Source organism: uncultured Paraglaciecola sp., from assembly GCF_943787955.1.
In the GTDB taxonomy this organism is placed as follows: Bacteria; Pseudomonadota; Gammaproteobacteria; order Enterobacterales; family Alteromonadaceae; genus Paraglaciecola.
Genome location: NZ_CALSOK010000002.1, coordinates 209,800 through 232,480 on the forward strand (window position 1 = coordinate 209,800; position 22,681 = coordinate 232,480).

The 22,681-nt window shown below is 41.1% G+C and carries 20 protein-coding genes and 3 pseudogenes; 10 read left to right on the plus strand and 13 right to left on the minus strand.

Annotated elements, in window-relative coordinates:
- Nucleotides 1-61: 61 nt before the first annotated feature.
- The 6 genes from recJ to Q0Y52_RS01620 all read right to left on the minus strand — a co-directional run bounded on the left by recJ (nt 62) and on the right by Q0Y52_RS01620 (nt 6,187).
- Nucleotides 62-1,780 carry a single-stranded-DNA-specific exonuclease RecJ gene (gene recJ, locus Q0Y52_RS01595; protein ID WP_297817130.1) on the minus strand — a complete coding sequence of 573 codons (1,719 nt, stop codon included), beginning with the start codon at nt 1,778-1,780 and terminating at the stop codon, nt 62-64.
- An 85-nt stretch (nt 1,781-1,865) separates the two neighbouring features.
- Entirely contained in the window at nt 1,866-2,597 is a 732-nt protein-coding gene (dsbC, locus tag Q0Y52_RS01600) for a bifunctional protein-disulfide isomerase/oxidoreductase DsbC (RefSeq protein ID WP_297817133.1), read from the minus strand.
- Between the two features lie 155 nt (nt 2,598-2,752).
- The gene (xerD, locus tag Q0Y52_RS01605) at nt 2,753-3,667 is read right to left on the minus strand and encodes a site-specific tyrosine recombinase XerD (protein WP_297817136.1); all 915 of its coding nucleotides are present in this window, start codon (nt 3,665-3,667) and stop codon (nt 2,753-2,755) included.
- A gap of 35 nt (nt 3,668-3,702) precedes the next feature.
- A complete protein-coding gene (locus Q0Y52_RS01610; RefSeq protein ID WP_297817139.1) occupies nt 3,703-4,014 on the minus strand; it encodes a DUF2007 domain-containing protein in 312 nt (103 codons plus the stop codon).
- An 8-nt stretch (nt 4,015-4,022) separates the two neighbouring features.
- On the minus strand, nt 4,023-5,135 hold the full coding sequence (locus Q0Y52_RS01615; protein WP_297817142.1) for a PilT/PilU family type 4a pilus ATPase: 1,113 nt from the start codon (nt 5,133-5,135) through the stop codon (nt 4,023-4,025).
- A gap of 2 nt (nt 5,136-5,137) precedes the next feature.
- Nucleotides 5,138-6,187, minus strand: coding sequence for a type IV pilus twitching motility protein PilT (locus Q0Y52_RS01620; protein ID WP_297817145.1), 1,050 nt, complete (start codon nt 6,185-6,187; stop codon nt 5,138-5,140).
- A 29-nt stretch (nt 6,188-6,216) separates the two neighbouring features.
- Here Q0Y52_RS01620 and Q0Y52_RS01625 point away from each other — a divergent pair, with 29 nt between their 5' ends.
- The 7 genes and pseudogenes from Q0Y52_RS01625 (at nt 6,217) to Q0Y52_RS01655 (ending at nt 11,703) form a co-directional block, all read left to right on the plus strand.
- Nucleotides 6,217-6,903, plus strand: coding sequence for a YggS family pyridoxal phosphate-dependent enzyme (locus tag Q0Y52_RS01625; RefSeq protein ID WP_297817147.1), 687 nt, complete (start codon nt 6,217-6,219; stop codon nt 6,901-6,903).
- Nucleotides 6,904-6,912: 9 nt separating this feature from the next.
- A complete protein-coding gene (gene proC, locus Q0Y52_RS01630; protein ID WP_297817150.1) occupies nt 6,913-7,734 on the plus strand; it encodes a pyrroline-5-carboxylate reductase in 822 nt (273 codons plus the stop codon).
- Between the two features lie 39 nt (nt 7,735-7,773).
- Nucleotides 7,774-8,316 carry a YggT family protein gene (locus Q0Y52_RS01635; RefSeq protein ID WP_297817153.1) on the plus strand — a complete coding sequence of 181 codons (543 nt, stop codon included), beginning with the start codon at nt 7,774-7,776 and terminating at the stop codon, nt 8,314-8,316.
- Nucleotides 8,303-8,755: a DUF4426 domain-containing protein gene (locus tag Q0Y52_RS01640; protein ID WP_297817156.1), complete on the plus strand. Its 453-nt coding sequence runs from the start codon at nt 8,303-8,305 to the stop codon at nt 8,753-8,755. Before Q0Y52_RS01635 ends, Q0Y52_RS01640 begins: the two co-directional genes overlap by 14 nt.
- Before the next feature lie 598 nt (nt 8,756-9,353).
- Nucleotides 9,354-10,481 (plus strand): annotated as a pseudogene (locus tag Q0Y52_RS01645) (phosphoserine transaminase).
- A 201-nt stretch (nt 10,482-10,682) separates the two neighbouring features.
- Nucleotides 10,683-10,934 (plus strand): hypothetical protein, encoded by a 252-nt coding sequence (locus Q0Y52_RS01650; RefSeq protein WP_297818077.1) that lies wholly within the window; start codon nt 10,683-10,685, stop codon nt 10,932-10,934.
- A gap of 28 nt (nt 10,935-10,962) precedes the next feature.
- Nucleotides 10,963-11,703, plus strand: a complete 741-nt coding sequence (locus Q0Y52_RS01655) for a phosphoglycerate dehydrogenase (RefSeq protein ID WP_297818079.1) — start codon at nt 10,963-10,965, stop codon at nt 11,701-11,703.
- A gap of 310 nt (nt 11,704-12,013) precedes the next feature.
- Here Q0Y52_RS01655 and Q0Y52_RS01660 read toward each other — a convergent pair whose 3' ends face one another.
- The 7 genes and pseudogenes from Q0Y52_RS01660 to Q0Y52_RS01690 all read right to left on the minus strand — a co-directional run bounded on the left by Q0Y52_RS01660 (nt 12,014) and on the right by Q0Y52_RS01690 (nt 19,247).
- Nucleotides 12,014-12,232, minus strand: a complete 219-nt coding sequence (locus Q0Y52_RS01660; RefSeq protein ID WP_297817159.1) for a hypothetical protein — start codon at nt 12,230-12,232, stop codon at nt 12,014-12,016.
- Between the two features lie 137 nt (nt 12,233-12,369).
- Nucleotides 12,370-13,617 (minus strand): acyl-CoA dehydrogenase family protein, encoded by a 1,248-nt coding sequence (locus tag Q0Y52_RS01665; protein ID WP_297817162.1) that lies wholly within the window; start codon nt 13,615-13,617, stop codon nt 12,370-12,372.
- Nucleotides 13,618-14,461: 844 nt separating this feature from the next.
- Nucleotides 14,462-15,118, minus strand: coding sequence for an FAD-dependent monooxygenase (locus Q0Y52_RS01670; RefSeq protein WP_297818082.1), 657 nt, complete (start codon nt 15,116-15,118; stop codon nt 14,462-14,464).
- 58 nt (nt 15,119-15,176) lie between these two features.
- Nucleotides 15,177-15,611, minus strand: a complete 435-nt coding sequence (locus Q0Y52_RS01675) for an FAD-dependent monooxygenase (protein ID WP_297817165.1) — start codon at nt 15,609-15,611, stop codon at nt 15,177-15,179.
- Nucleotides 15,612-15,628: 17 nt separating this feature from the next.
- Nucleotides 15,629-17,747 (minus strand): annotated as a pseudogene (gene ovoA / locus Q0Y52_RS01680) (5-histidylcysteine sulfoxide synthase).
- 69 nt (nt 17,748-17,816) lie between these two features.
- Entirely contained in the window at nt 17,817-18,911 is a 1,095-nt protein-coding gene (locus Q0Y52_RS01685) for a hypothetical protein (protein WP_297817167.1), read from the minus strand.
- 72 nt (nt 18,912-18,983) lie between these two features.
- Nucleotides 18,984-19,247 carry a TIGR03643 family protein gene (locus Q0Y52_RS01690; RefSeq protein WP_297818085.1) on the minus strand — a complete coding sequence of 88 codons (264 nt, stop codon included), beginning with the start codon at nt 19,245-19,247 and terminating at the stop codon, nt 18,984-18,986.
- Nucleotides 19,248-19,375: 128 nt separating this feature from the next.
- Here Q0Y52_RS01690 and Q0Y52_RS01695 point away from each other — a divergent pair.
- The 3 genes and pseudogenes from Q0Y52_RS01695 to Q0Y52_RS01705 all read left to right on the plus strand — a co-directional run bounded on the left by Q0Y52_RS01695 (nt 19,376) and on the right by Q0Y52_RS01705 (nt 22,500).
- A pseudogene (locus Q0Y52_RS01695) lies at nt 19,376-20,838 on the plus strand (deoxyribodipyrimidine photo-lyase).
- Nucleotides 20,835-22,373, plus strand: coding sequence for a cryptochrome/photolyase family protein (locus tag Q0Y52_RS01700; RefSeq protein WP_297817170.1), 1,539 nt, complete (start codon nt 20,835-20,837; stop codon nt 22,371-22,373). The pseudogene Q0Y52_RS01695 and the gene Q0Y52_RS01700 overlap by 4 nt, the downstream one beginning before the upstream one ends.
- Nucleotides 22,360-22,500, plus strand: a complete 141-nt coding sequence (locus Q0Y52_RS01705; RefSeq protein ID WP_297817174.1) for a DUF2256 domain-containing protein — start codon at nt 22,360-22,362, stop codon at nt 22,498-22,500. The genes Q0Y52_RS01700 and Q0Y52_RS01705 overlap by 14 nt, the downstream gene beginning before the upstream one ends.
- Nucleotides 22,501-22,681 lie beyond the last annotated feature (181 nt).

A 22,681-nucleotide genomic window follows, 5' to 3' on the forward strand; every position in this document is an offset into this window, starting at 1 on the left:
CAGTTAAATCCATAATTTTGAGGTGGTCTGGGTATCTATTGTTGGGTGTAGGTTGCTAGAGCTATAAAGCGCTCACTCCCTCAACCATTAATTGCAAGCTAGTTCTGCCACGAAATTCGTTGATGTCTAACTTATATGCAATATTCACATGACTGCATCGTGCATTAGGCCATAAGGCCAAGTCGACATTAAAAGCAATAGCATCGATTAACACACCACTTTGATGCTTAACTATCATTTTTAAGTGTTTACTGCCTACTAAGCGTTGATCTATCAATTCGAATTCGCCATCAAAAAGTGGCTCTGGAAACCCCTGCCCCCAAGGCCCTGCTTCTTTTAAACAGAGAGCAAAAGCTAAGGTAAAGTCTTCGGTCTGCAACTCACCATCAGAAATCAATTCGCCAGCTAAGGGTGTACCTTTAAGATTTTCTTCAGCAATCTGATGAAAAGCTTGCTCAAAAGCAGATAAGTTTTTTAAGGGTAAACTGAGACCCGCTGCCATAGCATGGCCACCGAACTTACCAATAATATCGGGATAACGGCTGTTTATTTCTTCAAGTAAATCACGAATATGTAAACCAGGAATAGAACGAGCTGAGCCTTTAAGTGTGTCATCGTCCTGATGAGCAAAAGCGATCGTAGGTCGATAATATTTATCTTTAATACGCCCTGCTAAAATACCAATCACTCCTTGATGATAATCGGCTTGATACAGCACTAAACCAAAAGGTAATGCGCTTTCTTCAAGATCTACCCCCTCTAAAGCTTTAACTGCTTCTTGCTGCATCGAGCCTTCAATTTCGCGTCTCTCACGATTTAAGCTATCTAACTGTACGGCAATTTGCCTCGCGCGTGCAGGATCGTCCGTCATCAAACATTCTATTCCCAACGACATATCGTCTAAGCGCCCAGCAGCATTAAGTCGTGGGCCGACTACAAACCCCAAATCAGAGGCCACTAAACGATTTCTCTGTTTACCTGCTACGTCAATGATCGCCTGTATACCCGGCCGACATTTGTCGCCACGAATACGCTGTAAACCTTGGTGTACCAGTATTCTATTGTTGTCATCTAACGGAACAACATCCGCTACAGTGCCAAGTGCTACCAAATCTAATAATGTGGCCAAGTTAGGCACTGGTAAACCTTGTTGTTCAAACCAACCATTGGCTTTCAGCTCTGCTCGCAACGCCAACATTAAATAAAATGCGACACCAACACCGGCTAAGTTTTTAGACAAAAACCCACAACCAGGTTGGTTTGGATTGACGATTGCATCAGCAATAGGCAATGATTCAGCTGCTAAATGGTGATCAGTTACAATGACAGTTATACCCAAAGATTTGGCTTTTTCAACACCAGTAAAACAAGCAATCCCATTGTCAACTGTCATGATCACTTCTGCTTGTTGCTGAGCCGCGACTTCTACTATTTCTGGGCTTAGGCCGTACCCAAAATCGAATCGATTCGGCACTAAATAATCATGATGGGTTGAACCCATCATCCACAAAGACATCATGCTTAATGCAGTACTTGTGGCACCGTCGGCATCAAAGTCACCTACGATGATAATTTTTTTGTTGCTGGCTAAAGCGTTAACTAACAAACTAACCGCTTTTTCAACACCTTGCAATTGGTCATAATGCAACAATGCTTTTGCACTGCGATTCAGCTGTGCAGCTTCATCCACACCTCTATCGGCATATATTTGTTTTAATCTTGGATGCAATTGCTCAGGAAAGTGTTGGCTATTTTTTTGAGGTCTACGGCTGATGTGCACTTAAATATTTACCCATTGCAGAAGTGAAAACAAAAAAGCCGGTATCCTTAAAAATACAGGCTTAATAATGACGTAATATCAACAATCAAAGCAGGGCTTTCAGCGCTTGTTCAAGTTGCTTAGGCGGTTGATAACCCGGAATAACTGAACCATCAGGCATTATGATATTAGGTGTACCGTTTACGCCAATTTTCTGACCAAAAGCGTATTGTTCGGCGACTTTTGTTTCACAGTTTTTAGTTGCCACGGTGCCACCAGCTTTAGCATTATTCATAGCTACTTGTTTATCATCCGCGCACCAAACGGAAACCATATCATTGTATGAGTTAGTATTAATGCCACCTCTAGGGAAAGCGAGATAACGGACAGTAATACCTAAGTCGTTATATTGTGCCATCTCGCCATGTAGTTTCCGACAATAACCGCAAGTGATATCAGTAAAGACATTGACCACATACTTTTCGTTATCAGCTTTGTATTCGATAACCGCATCGTTGAATTTTGCTAAACCACCTAAACGCACACTTCCAAGTGCTTCTTCGGTTAAATTACGCATCCCCTCTTCAACATCATAAATACGTGCTTGCAGCAAATATTTGCCATCTTGGCTAGTATAAAACAATCCCTTCTCTGTCATTATTTGCAACAGGCCAGTTACTGGCGCATCGCCAATCGAGCTTATTTGCAGACCAAGACCCGCTTGAAGCTTGGCTTTTACTTGTTCAAAATTTGACATTTTGTCTGCAGCAGACAGATTAAAACTAAGGGTGAGCATTAATCCGCTAAAAATAGCGCCGATTTTTATCCACGTTTTCATAAGTTTTCCAAATAATTGCATTAGTAATATGACCCTCAACAAAGTAAATAATTTCAAACATTCAGTGGGTGTAGTTTAGCTGAACCCAAGATGTAAACCAACGTCATTTAAGTATCCATAACAATCAATAGGTTTATTAATCTGATGTTTACTCATCATCCCCGCGGATGATGCTCCGCAACCAGTTTCTGCAATCGCTCAGTCGCTACATGGGTATAGATTTGCGTGGTCGATAAGTCACTATGCCCCAACAACATCTGTACAACTCGTAAGTCTGCTCCATGGTTGAGTAAATGAGTAGCAAAGGCATGACGCAAGGTATGGGGTGATAAGTCGGTTTGTATATTAGCAATTTTACTGTATAACTTAATTCGATGCCAAAAGGTTTGACGGGTCATAGCCACACCACGTTTGCTTGGGAAAATAATGTCACTTGCGGATTTAAGTAACACACCTCTTCCTTGTTTTAGAAAAGTAGAAACCCACTCAATCGCTTCTTCACCTAACGGCACCAGTCTATCTTTATTGCCTTTACCTGTGACTCTTACCACACCTTGTTGAATACTCAGTTGATCTAATTTTAAGCTCACCAACTCTGTCACCCTAAGCCCTGTGGCATACAACACCTCTAACATGGCTTTATCACGTAATTGAATAGGATCGTCGGTTTTAGGCGCATTTAATAAGTCGATAACTTGCGACTCGGTCAACGTTTTAGGAAGTGACTGAGGAAGTTTGGGGTTTTGCAATAGGCTTACTGGATCATCATTGCGAATTTTTTGTCGTAGCATATATTGGCATAAACTACGTAAACTACTTAAAAAGCGTGAAGTGCTTCGCTCAGATAACCCACTGTCATATCGCGTGGCTAGATATTTATTCAATACATCTTTTTCAAAATCGATTAATTGCACTGGCCCACCTTCTTCACTTTCTCGGGCAAGATAAAGTGCGAACTTGTTTAAATCAGAACGATAAGCACTAAGGGTATTTTCACTTAGTCCCTTTTCTAACCACATAGCTTCAACAAAGTTTTCTATCTGAATAGAATCAAAATTTTTTAGCGACATGAATTTTAGGTTTCTTATGAGTAAAAGGTTTGAATTTATACACTCCTATCTTCGCCACATTGCCAACAAAGCTCAAAACTAGCGACATTTTGCTCATGGCATTGACTGCATATCCAAGGATATGAATATAGTGATTGATTTTCAAAGTCTGCTATAAACTTCAGGGCCTTTGGCAACCATTGTGCATCGTTTATCCAGATTTCAGGCAACACGTCAATAGGTGATAACTCCCCCATAGCACCTATAGCAAATTCATTTTTCACAAAACAAGGAATACCTTGTTCATCAAGCAATTGTTTGATTTGAAAGACCATAAAGCGATCATGGTGACTGTAAACTTTATTCAAAGATATCCTTAATTCATATCAATAGAAACATTACACAGCGAACCAAGTTGATTGCCCTCATCCGAATTTAGCTTGATCATAAGACGTAAATCGTTTGGCGAGTCAGCATGATGAATAGCATGATCTAAGGAAATTCTACCAACTTTATACAATTCATAAAGGGCCATGTCAAAACTCTGCATGCCTATTTCCTTACCTTTTTTCATTGCTTCTTTTAAACCACCAATTTCGTTTCGCTGAATGAGGTCTGTGACTAAAGGTGAGTTAAGTAATATTTCAATAGCTGCCACTCGGCCTTTACCATCAGACGTGGGAACTAATTGTTGAGCAATAATGGCGCGCATATTTAAACTTAGATCAAAGCGTAACTTTTCATGTTGATCCGGTGGCGCCAAATGCATAATTCGTTCAATCGCTTGATTGGCATTATTGGCGTGCATCGTAGCTACACACAAATGTCCAGTATCAGCAAAAGACATAGCGTACTCCATGGTTTCCATTGAGCGAATTTCACCAATCATAATGACATCAGGCGCTTGGCGTAATGAACTTTTTAATGCGTCGTCAAAGGACTTAGTATCGATACCTACTTCTCGCTGGGTGACCACACAATTGGCATGTTCATGCACAAACTCTATCGGGTCTTCAATAGTCAGAATATGACCTCTGGAATGTTGATTTCTATGACCTATCAATGCAGCTAAAGAGGTCGATTTACCCGTACCGGTAGCACCCACAAATAACAACAATCCTCGCTTTGACATAATGACGTCTTTTAATACTTCAGGTAAACCTAGGTCTGAAACTTGAGGGATTTGTGTGATAATAAGCCTCACAACCATTCCGGCCATATCTCTTTGCCAAAAAGCACTGCAACGAAAGCGCCCAATTTCATCGCGAGCAATAGCAAAGTTACATTCTTTCGTTTGTTCAAACTCAATTTTTTGTTTGTCGCTCATAGCATCATGCACTAAAGCTAAAGCGTCTTCTTCACTTAAATTACTACCGCCTAGAGGAGTCATTTGACCGTTTACTTTTGCACTAACTGGAAAGCCAACAGTAACAAATAAATCTGATGCACCCAAACCTTGCATCTCCTCTAAATAAGTCGTGAGTTCCATAATTAATTCCCAAAACTAGAATTGGTTTTTTTATTGATAGATTTTGCTGCAGCGTCTTGAACCGTAATAAGGCCTTTTGCTACTAACTTTTGCAAACACTGATCCATAGTTTGCATCCCATGAGATTGTCCTGTTTGAATAACCGAATACATTTGAGGCACTTTATCTTCGCGGATGAGATTTCTAATTGCTGGAATACCTAGCATAATCTCATGAGCTGCCACTCTCCCGCCCCCCACTTTTTTCAATAATGTTTGAGAAATAACCGCTCGTAGAGACTCAGACATCATGGAACGTATCATCGATTTTTCCGCAGCAGGAAAAACGTCAATTAATCTATCAATCGTTTTAGGCGCTGAGTTGGTGTGTAATGTGCCAAATACTAAATGTCCTGTCTCGGCGGCTGAAATGGCCAAGCGGATAGTTTCTAAATCTCGTAATTCACCCACCAAAATAATATCAGGATCTTCACGTAACGCAGAACGTAGCGCATTATTAAAGCTGTGTGTGTCTCTATGCACTTCGCGTTGATTAAGCACACAAAGTTTGTTTTCATGAACAAATTCAATGGGGTCTTCAATCGTTAAAATATGCTCTCGTTTGGTCGAGTTAATATGATCGACCATGGCCGCTAAAGTGGTACTTTTACCCGAACCTGTAGCGCCAGTCACAAGTATAATTCCCGAGGGTTGATTGATGATTTTTTTAAAGATTTGCGGTGCACCTAAGTCATCTAGACTTAAGATTTCACTTGGAATAGTTCTTAATACTGCGGCCGCACCACGATTTTGCATGAAGGCATTCACCCTAAAGCGTGACAAGCCTTTTACCTCAAAGGAAAAATCAGCTTCGAGGTTCTCTTCATATTCTTTACGCTGTTTATCGTTCATGATTTCAAAAATCAAAGCATGCACTTCTTTATGCTCGAGTGCAGGTATATTTAGTTTTCGCATTTCACCGTCAACACGTATGATTGGTGGCAATCCGGCAGAAAGATGTAAATCAGAAGCTTTATTTTTTACACTAAAGGCTAAAAGTTCGGTAATATCCAAGCAATATTCTCCGTATATCATGTTGCAATATGGAAACCATAGCAGAACGACTCAAAAGCGTACAAATAACCGTCGAGCAATCTACCTTAGACTCACATCGTCCATCAAATTCGGTAAAATTGCTAGCGGTGAGTAAAACCAAACCCGTATCTGATATCGTGCAAGCGTATGAAGCGGGACAACGTTTGTTTGGTGAAAACTACGTACAAGAAGGCGTAGAAAAAATACAAATGCTACAATCTCTCGCTGATATTGAATGGTATTTCATTGGGCCGATACAATCGAATAAGACCCGCTTGGTGGCTGAAAACTTTGATTGGGTGCAAGCAGTCGACCGACTCAAAATAGCTAAGAGGCTAAACGACCAAACAATACCCCATAAAACATTAAACGTGTGTATCCAGGTGAATATTGATGACGATAAAAATAAAGCGGGTATAGGCGTAAACGAACTACATGACTTTGCCAAAGCCATTAATGAGCTACCTAATCTAAGATTGCGTGGGCTAATGACTATTCCTAAAGCTAATCAATCTCAGGCCGAACAAACAGTCAGCTTTAATCACATGGCGGCATTATTTGACAATCTAAAAAAGCAATACCCATCAGTTGATACATTGTCTATGGGCATGTCAGGAGATATCCAAAATGCCATTAATAATGGTAGCACTATGGTCAGAGTAGGTTCAGCCATTTTTGGCTTGCGTAATAAATAAAGGACAATCATGCAACATAGAAAAATAGCGTTTATCGGCGCAGGTAATATGACTAGGAGCATCATTAGCGGCTTAGTTAACAACGCTTACCCAGCAAATTTGATAACGGCAAGTAATCCATCGATGGGCAAGCTGTTAGCTCTGCAGTTTGATTTTAAAATTAATGTTACCCAGGAAAATAACGAGGCGTTAGATGCAGCCGATGTTATTGTGCTTGCAGTAAAGCCCCAACTTATGGAGCAGGTATGTGCCAAGCTCGCACTGGAACAGAACATAAGTGATAAACTTTTTGTATCAATTGCGGCCGGCATCACGACCTCAAGGCTTCAGGACATGCTTGGCGGATCATTCCCTATTATTCGGACTATGCCCAATACACCTAGCTCATTAGGCAAGGGAATGACTGGCCTATTTGCAGATGTTAACATTGATAAAATTGATAAAAAATATGCCGCTGACTTAATGGGTCAAGTGGGTGAAATTGCTTGGGTTGAAAAAGAGTCGATGATAGACGGTGTGATTGCAGCGGCAGGCAGCAGCCCGGCATACTTTTACTTATTTTTAGAGGCCATGCAGACAGAAACAGAACGGCAAGGATTTGACCATGCTACTGCTCGGTTAATGGTTCAGCAAGCCATGTTAGGCGCTGCTGAAATGGTTTGTCACAATTCTCACCTTGAATTAAGCGAGTTGCGCACCCAAGTTACTTCTAAAGGTGGCACCACTGCCAAGGCTATAGAATCGTTTCAACAACAAGGTTTAGAACATGTAGTTTCCATCGCCATGCAAGCTGCGGTCAAACGGGCGAAAGAAATGGCTGAGCAATTTTAGAACACACAACTTAGATAAATACCGAGGAAAATCCAGAATATGAGTTCAGTTCAGTTTTTAATTGATTTTGTTTTTAACATTTATTTAATGGTGGTGCTGCTGCGCCTATGGTTACAATTTGCCAGAGCCGACTTTTACAATCCGTTCAGCCAGTTTGTGGTTAAAGCCACCCAACCAATTGTGGCTCCAATGCGTAGGATATTACCCTCGATTGGTCGTTTAGATACCGCGACCTTTGTACTTGCGCTTATAGTTGCAGGATTAAAGATTGTCACCCTTAACGTAGTGTTGGGAGGATCAGGTCTCAACATCATGTCTGTGGTCATCCTATCATTTGTCATCGTTATTAAAGAAATTCTGACATTGGTGATGTATGTGCTTATTATGCGCGCCATTATGAGCTGGGTAAGTCAAGGCAACAACCCAATGGAATTAGTATTAAGTCAACTCACTGAACCAATGCTGGCACCTATTCGTAGAAGAATGCCTGAGATGGGCGGATTAGACTTGTCGATGATGGTCGTGATCGTTATGTTATTGTTTATTCAAAAACTATTAGGTGATTTATTTGGCATTTTTTAATTTGAAGGTTGTTTACCCTTACTTATTGAGTATTACATTATTAGTAGTGCTGATGTTTTTTTCTCAAGCACACGCAGAACAAAAGCAAGTGTTAGGTAACTGGGACGTCCATTATATAGCCTTGAACACTACTTTTTTATCGCCTGAGGTGGCTAAACAATATGGCATAGTACGTAGCAGATTTAATGCGTTAATTAATATTTCAGTGTTAGACAGGAAAGACAAGTCAGCACAATCGGTGATCTTAACTGGCGAAGCTAAAAACTTAATTGGTGTGATTAAAAAGCTGACGTTTAAACAGGTTAAAGAAGGTAAAGCAATCTATTATCTGGCCGTATTGCCTTTTAGTGACTTAGAGCAATACCGTATATCTATTAACATCAACGATGGGCTTGAGCAAAAAACATTTAAATTCCAACATAAATTTTATGCTGATTAATGTGATGTTTATTTGTGCATTAAACGAGAGTGATATGAATATATGTGCAGTATCTGAGATATAAAAAATACGTCTACGCTGTGCCAAATGTGTCGAGTGAGTCGCTGCGAGACGCATCTTTTAACAAACATCACCTTATTAATTTTGGTTGTCTAAGGTATCTATTTATTGCCGCTATTGTGTATTAGTGGGTGAGTAGTTAACTTTTCTTAGGTTGTGATAAGTTGAAGCCGTTATTGCTAAAGCGAAAACTATTAACCCTATGTTGTCGATATAGATACAAGATAAGGCAATAAGAAAGGTTTAAACAATCGACCTTGATGACGGTTCAATTATTATCTCCGGCGACTCCCATACGATTATCCACGCTATTGTTTAAGCGTTAATCTATTATGAAAAAGCATCATTATGATATAAAAAAAATATAGTTATATTTTTATAGGTGTATAAATTTGTGTAAACACATAAGATCGTGGTGTATTCAATATTCATATAATACGATAGGTATAGTTCATGTTACTTGAATATTGGTGATAGGTTTGAATCACTTGTATTCTCAATATCTTCTATATTCACATACCTTTCGTTCGAGGAAATCATGTATCCGAACCTTAAACCTGCTAACCCTAATTTCTCTTCGGGTCCTTGTGCCAAACGCCCCGGTTACGATGTCAGCAAACTCGATTTATCCGTATTGGGTCGTTCTCATCGAGCACCTATCGGTAAACAAGCGCTTAAAAGTGCCTGTTTAGATACGGCTAAAATTTTGGGCTTGCCTGAAGGTTACCGCGTTGCTGTTGTACCTGCTTCCGATACTGGCGCCATGGAAATGGCCATGTGGTCAATGCTAGGTGAGCGACCAGTAGATGTCTTGTACTGGGAATCTTTTGGACAAGGCTGGGCCACGGATATTATCAAACAGTTAAAATTGGAAAACACCCGAGTGCTAAGTGCAGAATATGGTCAATTACCTGATTTTGCAGAAGTGAACTGTGAACACGACGTTGTGTTTACATGGAATGGCACCACGTCTGGAGCAAAAGTGCCCAATGCAGACTGGATTGACTCTAATCGTAAGGGGTTAACCTTTTGCGACGCCACCTCAGCAGTGTTTGCGCAAAAAATGGACTGGGATAAACTTGATGTGACCACCTACAGCTGGCAAAAAGTATTAGGCGGTGAAGGTGGACATGGCATGTTAATTCTTAGCCCTCGTGCAGTCGAGCGTCTTGAAAGTTATGCACCACCACGCCCGCTACCTAAAATTTTCCGCATGACCAAAGCTGGAAAATTGATTGAAGATTTATTTAGCGGCGCAACGATCAATACTCCTTCTATGCTATGTGTTGTGGATTATCTAGACGCCCTAAACTGGGTTGAATCATTAGGTGGCGTAGCTGCAACTATTGCTATTGCCGATCAAAATTTAACCACAGTAGAAGCCTTTGTTGGACAACATGATTGGGTTGACTTTTTAGTACAAAAGACAGCGGCATACGCTCGAATACTAGTGTATGTTTGACCTTCGACTTAACTCCCGAACAAGTCAAATCAGTCATCAGATTACTTAGAAGAACATCAGGTCGCTTACGACATTGGTGCCTATCGAGATGCGCCAGCGGGCCTGCGGATTTGGTGTGGTGCCACCATCGAAAACAGTAATCTAAAAGCCCTAATGCCTTGGCTTGAATGGGCTTACCACAGCGTTAAAAAGCAAATTCTTTAAAAGACTAGAACGCTGCAATTTACGCCTCACAGTAATCGAGGGTCAATATGTATAAAATCGTAACCTTTAATCAAATTTCGGTCAAAGGGCTAGAGTCGCTTTAGTCGTGAAAAAGACGAAGTGGCCTCGGATATTGGGCGCCCAGATGCTGTGTGACTGCGCAGTCATAAATTACATAATGAAACCCTGCCTGACTCAGTTCTGACTGTCGCAAGGGCTGGAGCAGGCGTAAATAATGTTCCCGTTGAAGACTACAGTAAAAAAGGCATAGTAGTATTTAATACCCCTGGCGCCAATGCTAATGCGGTAAAAGAATCAGTCCTCGCTGGACTACTTTTAGGCTCTCGGGGTATTAAATCAGGCATTGACCATGTTGCTACCTTGCACGATATGCATGATGCAGGTGAGTTGCACAAAACCCTAGAGATACAAAAGACAGCAACTTGCAGGTAACGAACTCAAAGGTAAAACCCTAGGCATTATAGGCTTAGGTGCAATAGGCTCGTTAGTTGCCGACATGGCACTAGCCCTTGGGATGAATGTAGTAGGCTTTGACCCTGCGCTGTCGATTGAGGCTGCATGGCGTTTATCTAGCAACGTACAAAAAGCTGAAAGTATGTACGCCCTTCTCACCCGTTGTGATTATGTCAGTTTGCATGTGCCTGCTATTAAGCCCACTCACCATATGATCAATCAAGATTCACTCGCACAAGCTAAATCTGGCATGGTATTAGTCAACTTTGCCCGTGAGTCTATCGTCGATCCACAAGCCATAGTCCAAGCACTTGATAGTGGCCAATTGAGAGGTTACGTGTGTGACTTCCCAGAGCCTATTTTTTATGGTCGAAGCGATATAATATCCATGCCACATATAGGTGCATCCACTGCCGAAGCCGAAGAAAACTGCGCTATCATGGCTGCCGATCAAATTATGGATTACCTAGAAAATGGTAATATCAAAAACTCAATTAACTTCCCCGAAGTGAGTATGGCAAGATGCGAAGGGCAACGCATCATTTTTGCCAACAGAAACGTCCCAAAAGTATTAGGCAGCGTGTTATCTGTGCTGGCAGATCACAACGTGAATGTACTCGATATGATGAACAAAAGCCGTGGCAATTTGGCTTATAACATACTCGATGTAGAGCAAATGAAAAGTGGCGATGTGATTGAAGCTATTCGTAATATTGAGCATGTGACAAAAGTCAGGCTCATTGATTAAGGCAAGCCCAAATTCGAAAAAGTGAGTGCTAGGTGATGCTAGTCACGCTTTGTGTAAACACGCACATCCTTAGATGCTTAAGTGCAGAAGGCAGGGCAGAGGCACAATGGCAAAGTATATTTCTTGCAGCAACCTATGGCTTGTTACTCTAGCTCATTAGGTAACATACACCATGGATTTTATTTCAACCTATCAAAGTCAAATACATTAACCAGATACTTATATTTACTATTATTCATGGCGTCAAAAATTTAAGTGCTGATAATGGGTGTTGACATAATTCATCTGAATAATTCCACCGAATGATATTCTATCTAGAGCGCAAAAAATCCTTATCCAGTCCACCGGAGATATTACGCAGCTCATAATCTATGACTTCTGCAGTACGAATGGCTCCTGCGGTTTTTGTCATTTCTGCGATTAAAGTGATGATCGTTGCTTCTAGTACTTCGCTGTCGTTAATTTTTTCCTCTTTTGCTGCAGTTAAGGCTGCAGCCATACACTGTTTTGCAATACTATATTTACTCATAATGCTCTCCTTGGCAAAAATCCTAAAAACTATATTGGATACAAAAAGGGCCAGATTGCACCAGCCCTTACTACTTATCTACTCATTCAAAAAAGCCTCGAAAAAACTTTCAAAAAAGCTTCAGAAAAATAGAGTACTTAGCTTTTATTACACTCAAACTCACGTACTTCATTACGGCCAACAACCATGTGATGAACCTCATCTGGGCCATCAGCAAAACGTAAGGTGCGCTGACCTGCATACATGGCAGATAGCGGTGACCATTGTGAGATACCCGTGGCACCATGAAGTTGCATGGATTGATCGATGATTTCACACACTCGCTCTGGGATCATCGCTTTGATCATGTGGATCCATATACGCGCTTCTTGGTTACCCAATACATCCATGGCTTTAGCTGCTTTTAATACCATCATACGCATGGCTTCAATGTCGATACGCATTTTCGAGATGACTTCAATATTCTTGCCAAGCTGATATAATTTTTTACCAAAAGCTTCTCGTGAAGTGGATCGTTCAAGTGCAAGCTGCAATGCTTTTTCAGCTTGGCCAATTGAACGCATGCAATGGTGAATGCGACCAGGACCCAAACGTACTTGAGAAATTTCAAAACCACGGCCTTCACCTAACAACATGTTGGTCTTTGGTACTCGCACGTTTTCAAGCTTTATGTGCATATGACCGTGAGGTGCGTCGTCATGACCAAATACATGCATTGGACCTACGATGGTGACACCCGGTGCATCTAATGGCACTAGAATTTGTGATTGTTGTTTGTGTGTTGGGGCATCAGGGCTGCTTTTAACCATGCAAATCATAATCTTACAGCGAGGGTCACCGGCACCAGAAATATAAAACTTTTCCCCGTTGATGACCCAGTCATCTCCATCTTCAACAGCCGTAGTTGATATGTTTTTTGCGTCAGAAGATGCAACATTGGGTTCAGTCATCCCAAAGCAAGAGCGTATTTCACCTCTAAGGAGGGGGGCCAACCATTGTGCTTTTTGCTCGGGTGTACCCACTCGCTCTAATACCTCCATGTTGCCTGTGTCAGGAGCAGAACAATTTAATGTTTCAGACGCTAAAGGTGCTTTACCAAGTTCAACAGCAATATATGCGTAATCCAAGTTGGATAAGCCTTCACCTGTTTCAGCGTCAGGCAAGAAAAAATTCCAAAGGCCTAACTCTTTTGCTTTATTTTTTGCGCCTTCTAGCAGTTCTATTTGACGTTCAGAATAACTCCAACGGTCAGCCAGTGTTTCACCAATTGAATAAAATTCATCTTGGATCGGAATAACATTCTCTTCAATGTGCTTCTTTACAGCAAGGTAAAGTGGACGCACAGCTTCAGACATGCGTAAATCGTTTAAGTCTTCAGTCGACATATTTGTTTCCTTAAAATTTGGTGAAATCTGTCGCGCTTAACTGACGCCACACACCACAAAGTGTGGAGCTTAGATTTCCAATAAATCGCTCAAAATATAATAGTTGAATGATGCAGGAATGGCTATCATGATCGCTCCAAACAGCTGAAACTAATGATATTTTTAGAAAAAAGACCATTTTAGGATTTTTTTATAACAGTGATTTATAGTGATTCATCACTGTTATTTTTAACGCTCTATTTTTAACGTGCTATGACAAGATAACAATCCAACGACCGGCTGCAACTTAGACAAATTTAATAACCACTAATGCTCTTTTTATCCCAGTATTTTTAGTGCATTAGTCACTTTAATGGAATGAATCGAAGTGTCCCGTTATTTTTTGCTGCCGTGATAACTGATAGCTAAAAAGCAAAGCGGCTTTATCACATTACTTTGGGTTGACTTATTTCTATCAAAGATAGCTCAGCATTTTTTGTTGTAGCTAAAATCTAAATACAGTAAAAGAAATACTTCAATCAAAGTGGAGCCTGATGAAGATGTATAGGTAACATAACTAGGCGCGCCCCATTTGAGGTATTCTTCGATTTTGCCAAATTCATTTGAGCTTTTAGCAAGAAAAAAAATCATTGCCGAATAGTGAATAGGGCCAGTTTGATTTGAGGTGGGTAATGGTCAAATGCTTGGTGTATCGCTGAGTTTTCGAGGTGCATCAATCACTCTCGAATTTACCTGCTTAACTGCTTAACTGCTTAACTGCTTAACTGCTTAACTGCTTAACTGCTTAACTGCTTAACTGCTTAACTGCTTAACAATATTGTAGGCATAGATAGAGTCAAGCTTGTTAGCTGCCACGGCTATCACTTAAGCCAATAGTCGATAGTCCCGACAATACCGCTAACTTGACCTGCTCAATGGGTGAGCTCATATGATACAAACCTGCGTTTTTACGGGCATTAAGTTGAATCTGCCGTGTTCGGGGTAAGCGTATATTTTGGTAGGCTTGTAACGCAGTTTGAGTGTGGCTGTCACTCGCCAAACAATGTGCCAAAACATAGCTGTCTTCAATCGCCATAGCCGCACCTTGGGCTAAAAATGGCAACATGGGGTGGCATGCATCGCCTAAAAGGGCAACCTTGTTATCTGTCCATTGGTTAAGTGGTTCTCTGTCGAACAAAGCCCAAAGAAAACAAGACTCTGCAGCAGCTAATAATTCTGTGACTTCTGGATGCCAACCATTAAAGGTCTCTCTCAGCTGGTTGACATCACCTGGTTCATGCCATGATTCTTTTTGCCAATCCCTGCGTTCCTGCACGGCTACAAAATTAATTAAATCGCCGCCACGTATGTAATAACAAACAAAATGTTTACCCGGCCCTACCCATAAATTAGCATTAGGCTTGATTAATCCTTTGGGAAGTTTACTTGCTGCAACCACCCCTCTCCAGGCGACTTGTCCCGTAAACTCAGCTGGCGTTTGACCTAACATACACGCTTGCACTTTTGACTTTATGCCATCTGCACCTATTAACAAGTCTGCGTCTAGGCTTTCGCCATTTTCAAATTGGATAGTGAGATTTTGGGAAGCGTGCTGATAACCTTGAATAGCTTGAGCCTAGGTGAATATTCACCCCCATTTTTTCACAGGCATCATGAAGGACGGTCAGTAAATCAGCACGGTGAATATGCAGGTAATCCGCCCCATACTTTTTTGTGGCTGCACCACCTAAAGGTACACGGAAGTAAGTTTTTCCCGTTTGGTAATGACGCATCACCGCTGACTGTGGACTAAAAGCTTTCGCTTTAACCTGGTCGGCGATACCGAGAGATTGTAATACATGTACGGCGTTGGGGCTCAGTTGCAACCCTGCCCCAACTTCAGCAAGTTGTGTAGATTTTTCGTAAACAGCTGTCTCGGCACCGCGTTTAGCCAACGCCAACGCTGCACACAGACCACCAATACCCGCACCCGCAACAACATATTTCTTGCTCAAAGCCACTATCCAGTAATTTAGACTCGTTTGCGCCAGATAGTAATATGGTTGTTGGCGGTTTGGCTAGTGCGTTGATCTAATTCAAACTTGCTAGTGACTTGTGTCTCTTGCAGCAGGTCAAACTCTGCAGACATAATTTCAAACAAATGTGCTTCACTGCTGAGGTTTTCACCATTTTGTTTAAAGCCGCCGATCCAATGTGCCATGTCGGTAATAGATACATCCCAAGCATAACTGCTGCCCAATACCACTAATCCGCCAGCTTTTATCCTTTGGCTAAGTTGTTGTAATAATGTTTGAGGATGATAATTGTATTCAATAACTCGATAGCAGATTGCCAAGTCGTAATCGCTAAACTGTGGTTTTAGGTTTAGCCCATCGCCTTGTGCAAAGTGCAGGTTTTCTGGTGATTGCTCCAGTCCCAGGTTATTCAGGGTAACCTCATGAAAGTCGAAAATTTCGCCTTGGGTAGGCATGGCATATCGTAATTGCCCTTGTTCTTTTAAACTAAGGCAATGTTGAATATGTCTTGCTGTAAAATCTATACCATCAACATGTCCAGCTGGTTTTAGCTAATTCAAAAGCTAAACGCCCAACACCACACCCCAAGTCTAGGACTTTGCTAGTCGATGTTAGATAGGGTTTCACTAGGTTAAGAAGCTGCTGTAAGTCATGGTCAGCTTGGTAACTACTGACACCAAAGTGATGGTGTAATAAACGGCCAATGTCTATTTGCATCTCACACTGTGTTACGGCAGTAATTGGGGCTTCTTTACCTGTTTACTTGAAACGTAACGAAAGCCAGCATGTTGATGAAAATGGCGACGAAACGCGATAGCGAGAATCGCGAGTGGCTTCATTACCGGTAGACATCCAGCTGCCCCCCTTGATCAGATTATGCTGTCCATCAAAAGTAGGCGTTGAAAAATCATCGTATAATGGATGAACCTTAAACCCTTCGTAACCGTCTATAGGGCTTTCAGTCCACTGCCATACATTACCAATCACATCGTAAAATTCAGTCTGCTTGAACTTATCGACTGGGCATGATGAAGCAAAATGTTCCAAATTAATGTTACCAGGCGCCTTAGCCCAATAGGCTAGATCTGTATCTAGATGGTCGCGCAACACTTGCCATTCAGCTTCAGTGGGCAGACGTACAAAATCATCACTGGTATTGTCTTTCCAATTACAAAAGGCCTTGGACTCTAAATAATTAACTTCGACCGGCCAATTAAGAGGCAGAGGGATTTCTTCGGTAAGATTTCGTTGCCAATATTGACCATTTTTACGCCGCCAAAAACGTGGCATGACACTTTTAGTAAAGTCTAGCCACCTTTGACCTTCTTCTGTCCAATAGTTTGGTGTTTGATAACCACCTGCGTCGACAAATTCCATGAATTCTTGGTTAGACACTAGATATAAGGAGGCAGAAAAATCACTCACGTTAATCGGTAGTTGCCCGTATTCGTTGTCCCAACCATAAGTTTCGTTGGAATCTGGTTTGCCTAGCACTAAAGATTGGCCTGCAACGCTCAATAAAGAATTTTTTGGTGCTTTGCCTAAATCTGGACAACTTTGCCATACATTAGAAGACGTTAGGTAATCAGTATCGAGCATACGTATGATCACCGACGAAGTTTCAATGTGAATACGCTCATGTTCACAGCCCATGAGGATCACCCAAGCTAAGGAATCTTGTGAGATAGGTAGCGCCAGTGACATATTATCAATTAAATCCAATACAGTTACTTTCACTTTATCGCGATATTCAGAGACAGCTTCAACACTTGGCCATTGATAATTGCCCGGGGATAAATCGTCCCAGGACATTTCGTCTACACCCACCGCACACACAGACTCGATTTGCTTATCGACTCGATTTTGAATAAATTTGCCAAGCAATAATTTATTCACGTAAAAAACTGCCGTATGTCCATAATAAAAAATAAGTGGGTGACGCAGCGGCTCTGGACGCAACACATAAGCTTCGTCATTATTAATTAACGAAAAAAGCGATTCATACAGCTCCCACGTTTGCTCAAAGTAAGCTTTAAGCTCGGCGCGTTTGTTTTCAACATCACTGCCGGTTAAGAGCGGAGGCTTGTCTAATATAATTAATTTTTGTTTAAGCAAAAGGTGCTTTCCTAATATCTTGTATCTATCTGAACCAACTTTAATGTTGTTAATTCAACTTTTATTAATTTACATAATAACCGTTCGTTGGTATTTACTGAGCATCATTTCTTTAATCTTTTCACCCAAATCCATTCCATCTATATTGGGCATGTCTATGCAGTAATAATCTATTTTATTTGCAAACCAGTTATCATTTTTAAATAAAGACAGCGCACCTAACTTTTCTTGCCCATTTTGCTTGTTGTGTTCATCAAACAAAGACACGGGTAAAACTTTATCTTCAAATTTTGGGGCCGTTTCTGCAACTTGCCACTTTGAGATACCTTCAAGTACATTAATAAGAATAAACAACATATTCAAATAAGGATCATAGTTTTTACTGGTTGCACCAATTCTATGCTCTACTCGCGCAGTTTTTCGCCAATCACCAGCGTAATGCAACACTGAATTGTCGGATGCAAAAAATAGCGGCTCCAAACCCATCACCTGATTGTGTTTACCTATTTCTTTGTACAAGGCAATACTACCTTGATGCCCACCAGATAGCACAACCGGTGAACTAAGTTCAGCGTCTAAACCATAGTCTTGGCGTAACGCTAAACGTTTAAAGGCGTCTTCTTCGGGTAAGAATAAAAGGCAACAAGCGTAACTATTGACCAACAACTCATACTGGATCCATTCACCTAACCCTTTATGAGCAAATAGATTTTCGCCCTGTTGGTTTTCAACGCTGACATTCATTTGAATCGCATTTGGAATATGAACAGACCTAGTATCCAGTGAAAAAATCGCACCAGAACCATGTATATACCTACCCTTATCAGCTCCCCAAGCAACGGGCACCATCATGACTTTTTCGGCACCATGTTGGCACATTATTGTGGGTAAAACCCGCATAGCATGAGCTAAATTTTGAGCTTCCTTTAATGGCGACTGACCATTAAATAATGATACAAATTCCCATTGATTTTTCCAATACTCAGACTTTAACTCACCGTCTATGCCCAACAGTGCAAGTTTCTGATTGATTTCTAAATAATCAAGCCTTTGCTGATTGTTACGTAACTCGCACACGCCTTCCAGCTCGAAATGCACTAAGGTTTTAAAACCTTTCGCTTCAAGGGTATTTAACAGGTGTAGGATGACATCTTGTATCAGCATAAAGTAAACAATGAATACTTTGTATGGGTAGACAGTTTTGCTAGTGTAAAGCGCAGCCAATAACAATCAACATTATTTACCGCGGCTGTGTTTATATTGTGTCTTGCAGTAACCCCGTAAAATACCTTCAGGCCGTAAACTAAGATGTTTAGTTTGTCTGCCTCGCATACGTTTTCGCCATACTTTGAAGGAGCCAATTTTAAGTTCGCTGCGCATTAGGTCTATGAGCTGATTAGAGTTGATGCCAAACAATCCCTCTATAGCCTCAAAGGGCGTTCTATCCTCCCAGGCCATCTCGATTATGCGCGATGTGTCTTCGACATTATAATTTTGTATTGTTTTTTTTCATGTTCACGCTTACGGATGAATTCAATATTGGGTTCACTTATATAAAAAAAAGTGATAATGGTGCGATCTAGAAATGCTTATTATCAGTATATATCAGCCTACATACAACTACCGGAGTGCCTTTTATCACCGCATCGACTCTAGTTTGGTTTCGTAGAGACCTACGTTTACGAGATAATCCAGCACTTGCCTACGCTAGTGCAGACGCGGATCCGTTATCCCACTGTACATCGCTGACACTGATTGCCCCGAACATTTTATACCGGGTGGTGCCAGTAAGTGGTGGCTGAACAAGTCACTTATTTCATTAAATAATGCACTCAAAGGTCAGCTTCACTTTACAAAAGGTGATGCTAGCAAGATTTTGATTGATGTGATCCGACAACATGACATCAAAAGCGTCGTATGGAACCGAACTTACGAACCGTGGCAAATAAAACGAGACACCCAACTTAAACATGTACTAACAGAAGCGGGGGTAGATGTAAAAAGTTTTAACAGCCATTTGTTGTGGGAGCCATGGCAAGTTCTCAAGAAAGATGACACACCTTACAAAGTATTCACTCCCTATTATCGTCGCGGTTGTTTGTCTAAAGTTGCTCCAAGAATGCCCGTAGAAGCGCCTGAAAACCTAAAAGTTGAATATTTCCCTAATTTAGATAACGGTGTGAATTCCCTCGAGTTAATGCCAGAGATAAATTGGTACACCACAATCAACGAAATGTGGAGCCCAGGCGAACAAGGTGCATCAAAACACCTTAGTAATTTTTTGCCAGACGGGGCCAAAGAATACAAAAACAAGCGAGATATCCCCGACCTAGGCGCTACCTCCAAGCTATCACCGCATTTACATTTTGGTGAAATATCGCCCAATCAAATCTGGTATGCCGCCATTGATGCACTAAATGGCAATATTGAAGATGCAGGCTTAGATTGTTATTTAAGTGAATTAGGCTGGCGGGAATTTTCACATTATTTATTATTTCATTTTCCACACATCCCGCAAAAGAACTTCAGCCCCAAGTTTGAACATTTTCCTTGGCGATCTGATGACAATGACCTTAAGGCTTGGCAACAAGGCCAGACAGGCATTCCAATTGTTGATGCAGGTATGCGCGAACTCTGGCAGACCGGCACCATGCATAATCGTGTGCGTATGGTCGTGGCCTCATTTTTAGTAAAAAACCTATTGATAGATTGGCGAAAAGGCGAACGTTGGTTCTGGGATTGTTTATTAGATGCAGATTTGGCAGCTAACAGTGCAAGTTGGCAATGGATAGCAGGCACAGGAGCTGATGCTGCTCCCTACTTTAGGATTTTTAACCCCGTTACTCAGGGGCAACGCTTTGACCCCCAAGGGCATTACGTAAAACGTTATTGCCCAGAACTTAGCAAGATACCTGATAAATTCATTCACAACCCGTGGGATGCGCCACAAAATATTTTAGACTATGCGGGTATAAAACTAGGTGATAACTACCCTAAACCTTTAGTTGATTTAAAGGTATCACGCCAGCGGGCACTTGATGCTCTGGCACAATCCAAACAACAACCGAATGAAGTGCCGATTTCAATATGACCACACTTAGATTAATATTAGCTGACCAACTCAGTGATTCCTTGGCCAGCCTTCAACAATGTGACTTAGGCAAAGACTGGGTGTTAATGGCAGAAGTCAGGGAGGAAGCCAGTTACGTTAAACATCACAAAAAGAAAATAGCCTTTTTATTCTCAGCGATGCGCCACTTTGCACAAAAGTTAGTCGCTCAAGGGCACAATCTTCATTACACCCATTACAACGACCAACACAATCAGGGCAGTTTATTTGGCGAAGTTGAACAGCTGTGCAAACAAAAAAATATCAATAAAATAGTACTGACTCACCCCGGAGAATATCGTGTACTAGCAGAAATGAAAAGTTGGCAAGACAATTTAAATATACCTGTTGAAATCTGCCAAGATGATCGCTTTTTATCAAGCCTTGATGAATTCGCCACTTGGGCAGAGGGCCGTAAACAATTACGTATGGAGTTTTTCTATCGAGAAATGCGCAAAAAATGGCATTTTTTGATGGATGGCGATAAACCAGTAGGTGATAAGTGGAATTTTGACAGTTCAAACCGCAAAGCGTTACCCAAAGGCATGTCGCCGCCATTACCCACAAAGTTTGAACCTGACTCCATAACGCAAGATGTGTTGCAATTAGTAGAGGAGAATTTTAGTGACCATTTTGGGGAGCTGGGTAACTTTCACTTTGCCGTCAATCGAGAACAAGCATTGGTTGTTTTAGATGAATTTGTTGCTCAGCGCTTAATAAATTTTGGCGATTACCAAGACGCCATGGTGCAAGGCGAACCTTGGATGTATCACTCACATATAGGTTTTTACTTAAACTGCGGGCTATTAACGCCCAAAGAAGTAATTGAACAAGCTGAGAACGCATACCGAAATGGTGATGCCCCGCTAAATGCAGTTGAAGGCTTTATTCGTCAGGTTTTAGGCTGGCGCGAATATGTGCGCGGTTTGTATTGGCTAAAAATGCCTGATTATAAAACTGAAAATTTCCTCGAAGCGACACGATCGCTACCTAAATTCTTTTGGGATACAAAAACCAAAATGAATTGCCTACATCAATGCGTCAAAGAAACCTCAGAAAACGCTTATGCCCACCATATCCAGAGATTAATGGTATTGGGTAACTTCGCTTTACTAGCAGGTCTGCACCCTGATGAAGTCAACGAGTGGTATTTGATTGTGTATGCTGACGCTTATGAATGGGTAGAAATGCCTAATGTCACCGGCATGATCCTCTTTGCAGATGGCGGTTTACTGGCTAGTAAACCTTATGCAGCAAGCGGTAGTTATATCAATAAAATGTCTAACTATTGCAAAAGTTGCCACTATAAGGTGAAAGAAAAAAATGGCCCTCAAGCCTGCCCATTTAATTATTTATACTGGGATTTTTTAGACCGAAATAAAGAAAAGTTAGGTAATAATCCGCGTTTGGGTATGCCCTACCGTACCCTAAACAAAATGACTCACGAAAAGCGCCAAGCTATCCAGCGAGACGGACAAATATTTTTCAGCGCCTTAGACAATAATGAAAAAGTCTGAGCTGCCCAGTAAAGTTTGTACTGTATGCAATCGTCCTTTTAATTGGCGTAAAAAGTGGGAGAGATGCTGGGATGAAGTGAAATATTGCTCGAAACGCTGTCGTCAGGAAAAGAAAATAGAGGGATGAAATTTTCTATTTTCTATTTTCTATTTAGTACACATCTATTCGAATAAAAATTACTGAATAGTCTTAATAACTTTCAGGATCGCTATTTCTTAATGTGTTCGAAAAATATTTTATAATACATGTTGGCAATATAATGATAGTGGTAAACCTTCCAGTTACACCGTAATAATTAGTTTGAAGT

Bases quoted from the DNA above. Each gene is read 5' to 3' on its own strand.
- dsbC (WP_297817133.1), bottom strand. From the start codon at position 2,597: ATGAAAACGTGGATAAAAATCGGCGCTATTTTTAGCGGATTAATGCTC.
- xerD (WP_297817136.1), bottom strand. From the start codon at position 3,667: ATGTCGCTAAAAAATTTTGATTCTATTCAGATAGAAAACTTTGTTGAA.
- Q0Y52_RS01615 (WP_297817142.1), bottom strand. From the start codon at position 5,135: ATGGAACTCACGACTTATTTAGAGGAGATGCAAGGTTTGGGTGCATCA.
- Q0Y52_RS01625 (WP_297817147.1), top strand. From the start codon at position 6,217: ATGGAAACCATAGCAGAACGACTCAAAAGCGTACAAATAACCGTCGAG.
- proC (WP_297817150.1), top strand. From the start codon at position 6,913: ATGCAACATAGAAAAATAGCGTTTATCGGCGCAGGTAATATGACTAGG.
- Q0Y52_RS01635 (WP_297817153.1), top strand. From the start codon at position 7,774: ATGAGTTCAGTTCAGTTTTTAATTGATTTTGTTTTTAACATTTATTTA.
- Q0Y52_RS01660 (WP_297817159.1), bottom strand. From the start codon at position 12,232: ATGAGTAAATATAGTATTGCAAAACAGTGTATGGCTGCAGCCTTAACT.
- Q0Y52_RS01665 (WP_297817162.1), bottom strand. From the start codon at position 13,617: ATGTCGACTGAAGACTTAAACGATTTACGCATGTCTGAAGCTGTGCGT.
- Q0Y52_RS01685 (WP_297817167.1), bottom strand. From the start codon at position 18,911: ATGCTGATACAAGATGTCATCCTACACCTGTTAAATACCCTTGAAGCG.
- Q0Y52_RS01700 (WP_297817170.1), top strand. From the start codon at position 20,835: ATGACCACACTTAGATTAATATTAGCTGACCAACTCAGTGATTCCTTG.
- Q0Y52_RS01705 (WP_297817174.1), top strand. From the start codon at position 22,360: ATGAAAAAGTCTGAGCTGCCCAGTAAAGTTTGTACTGTATGCAATCGT.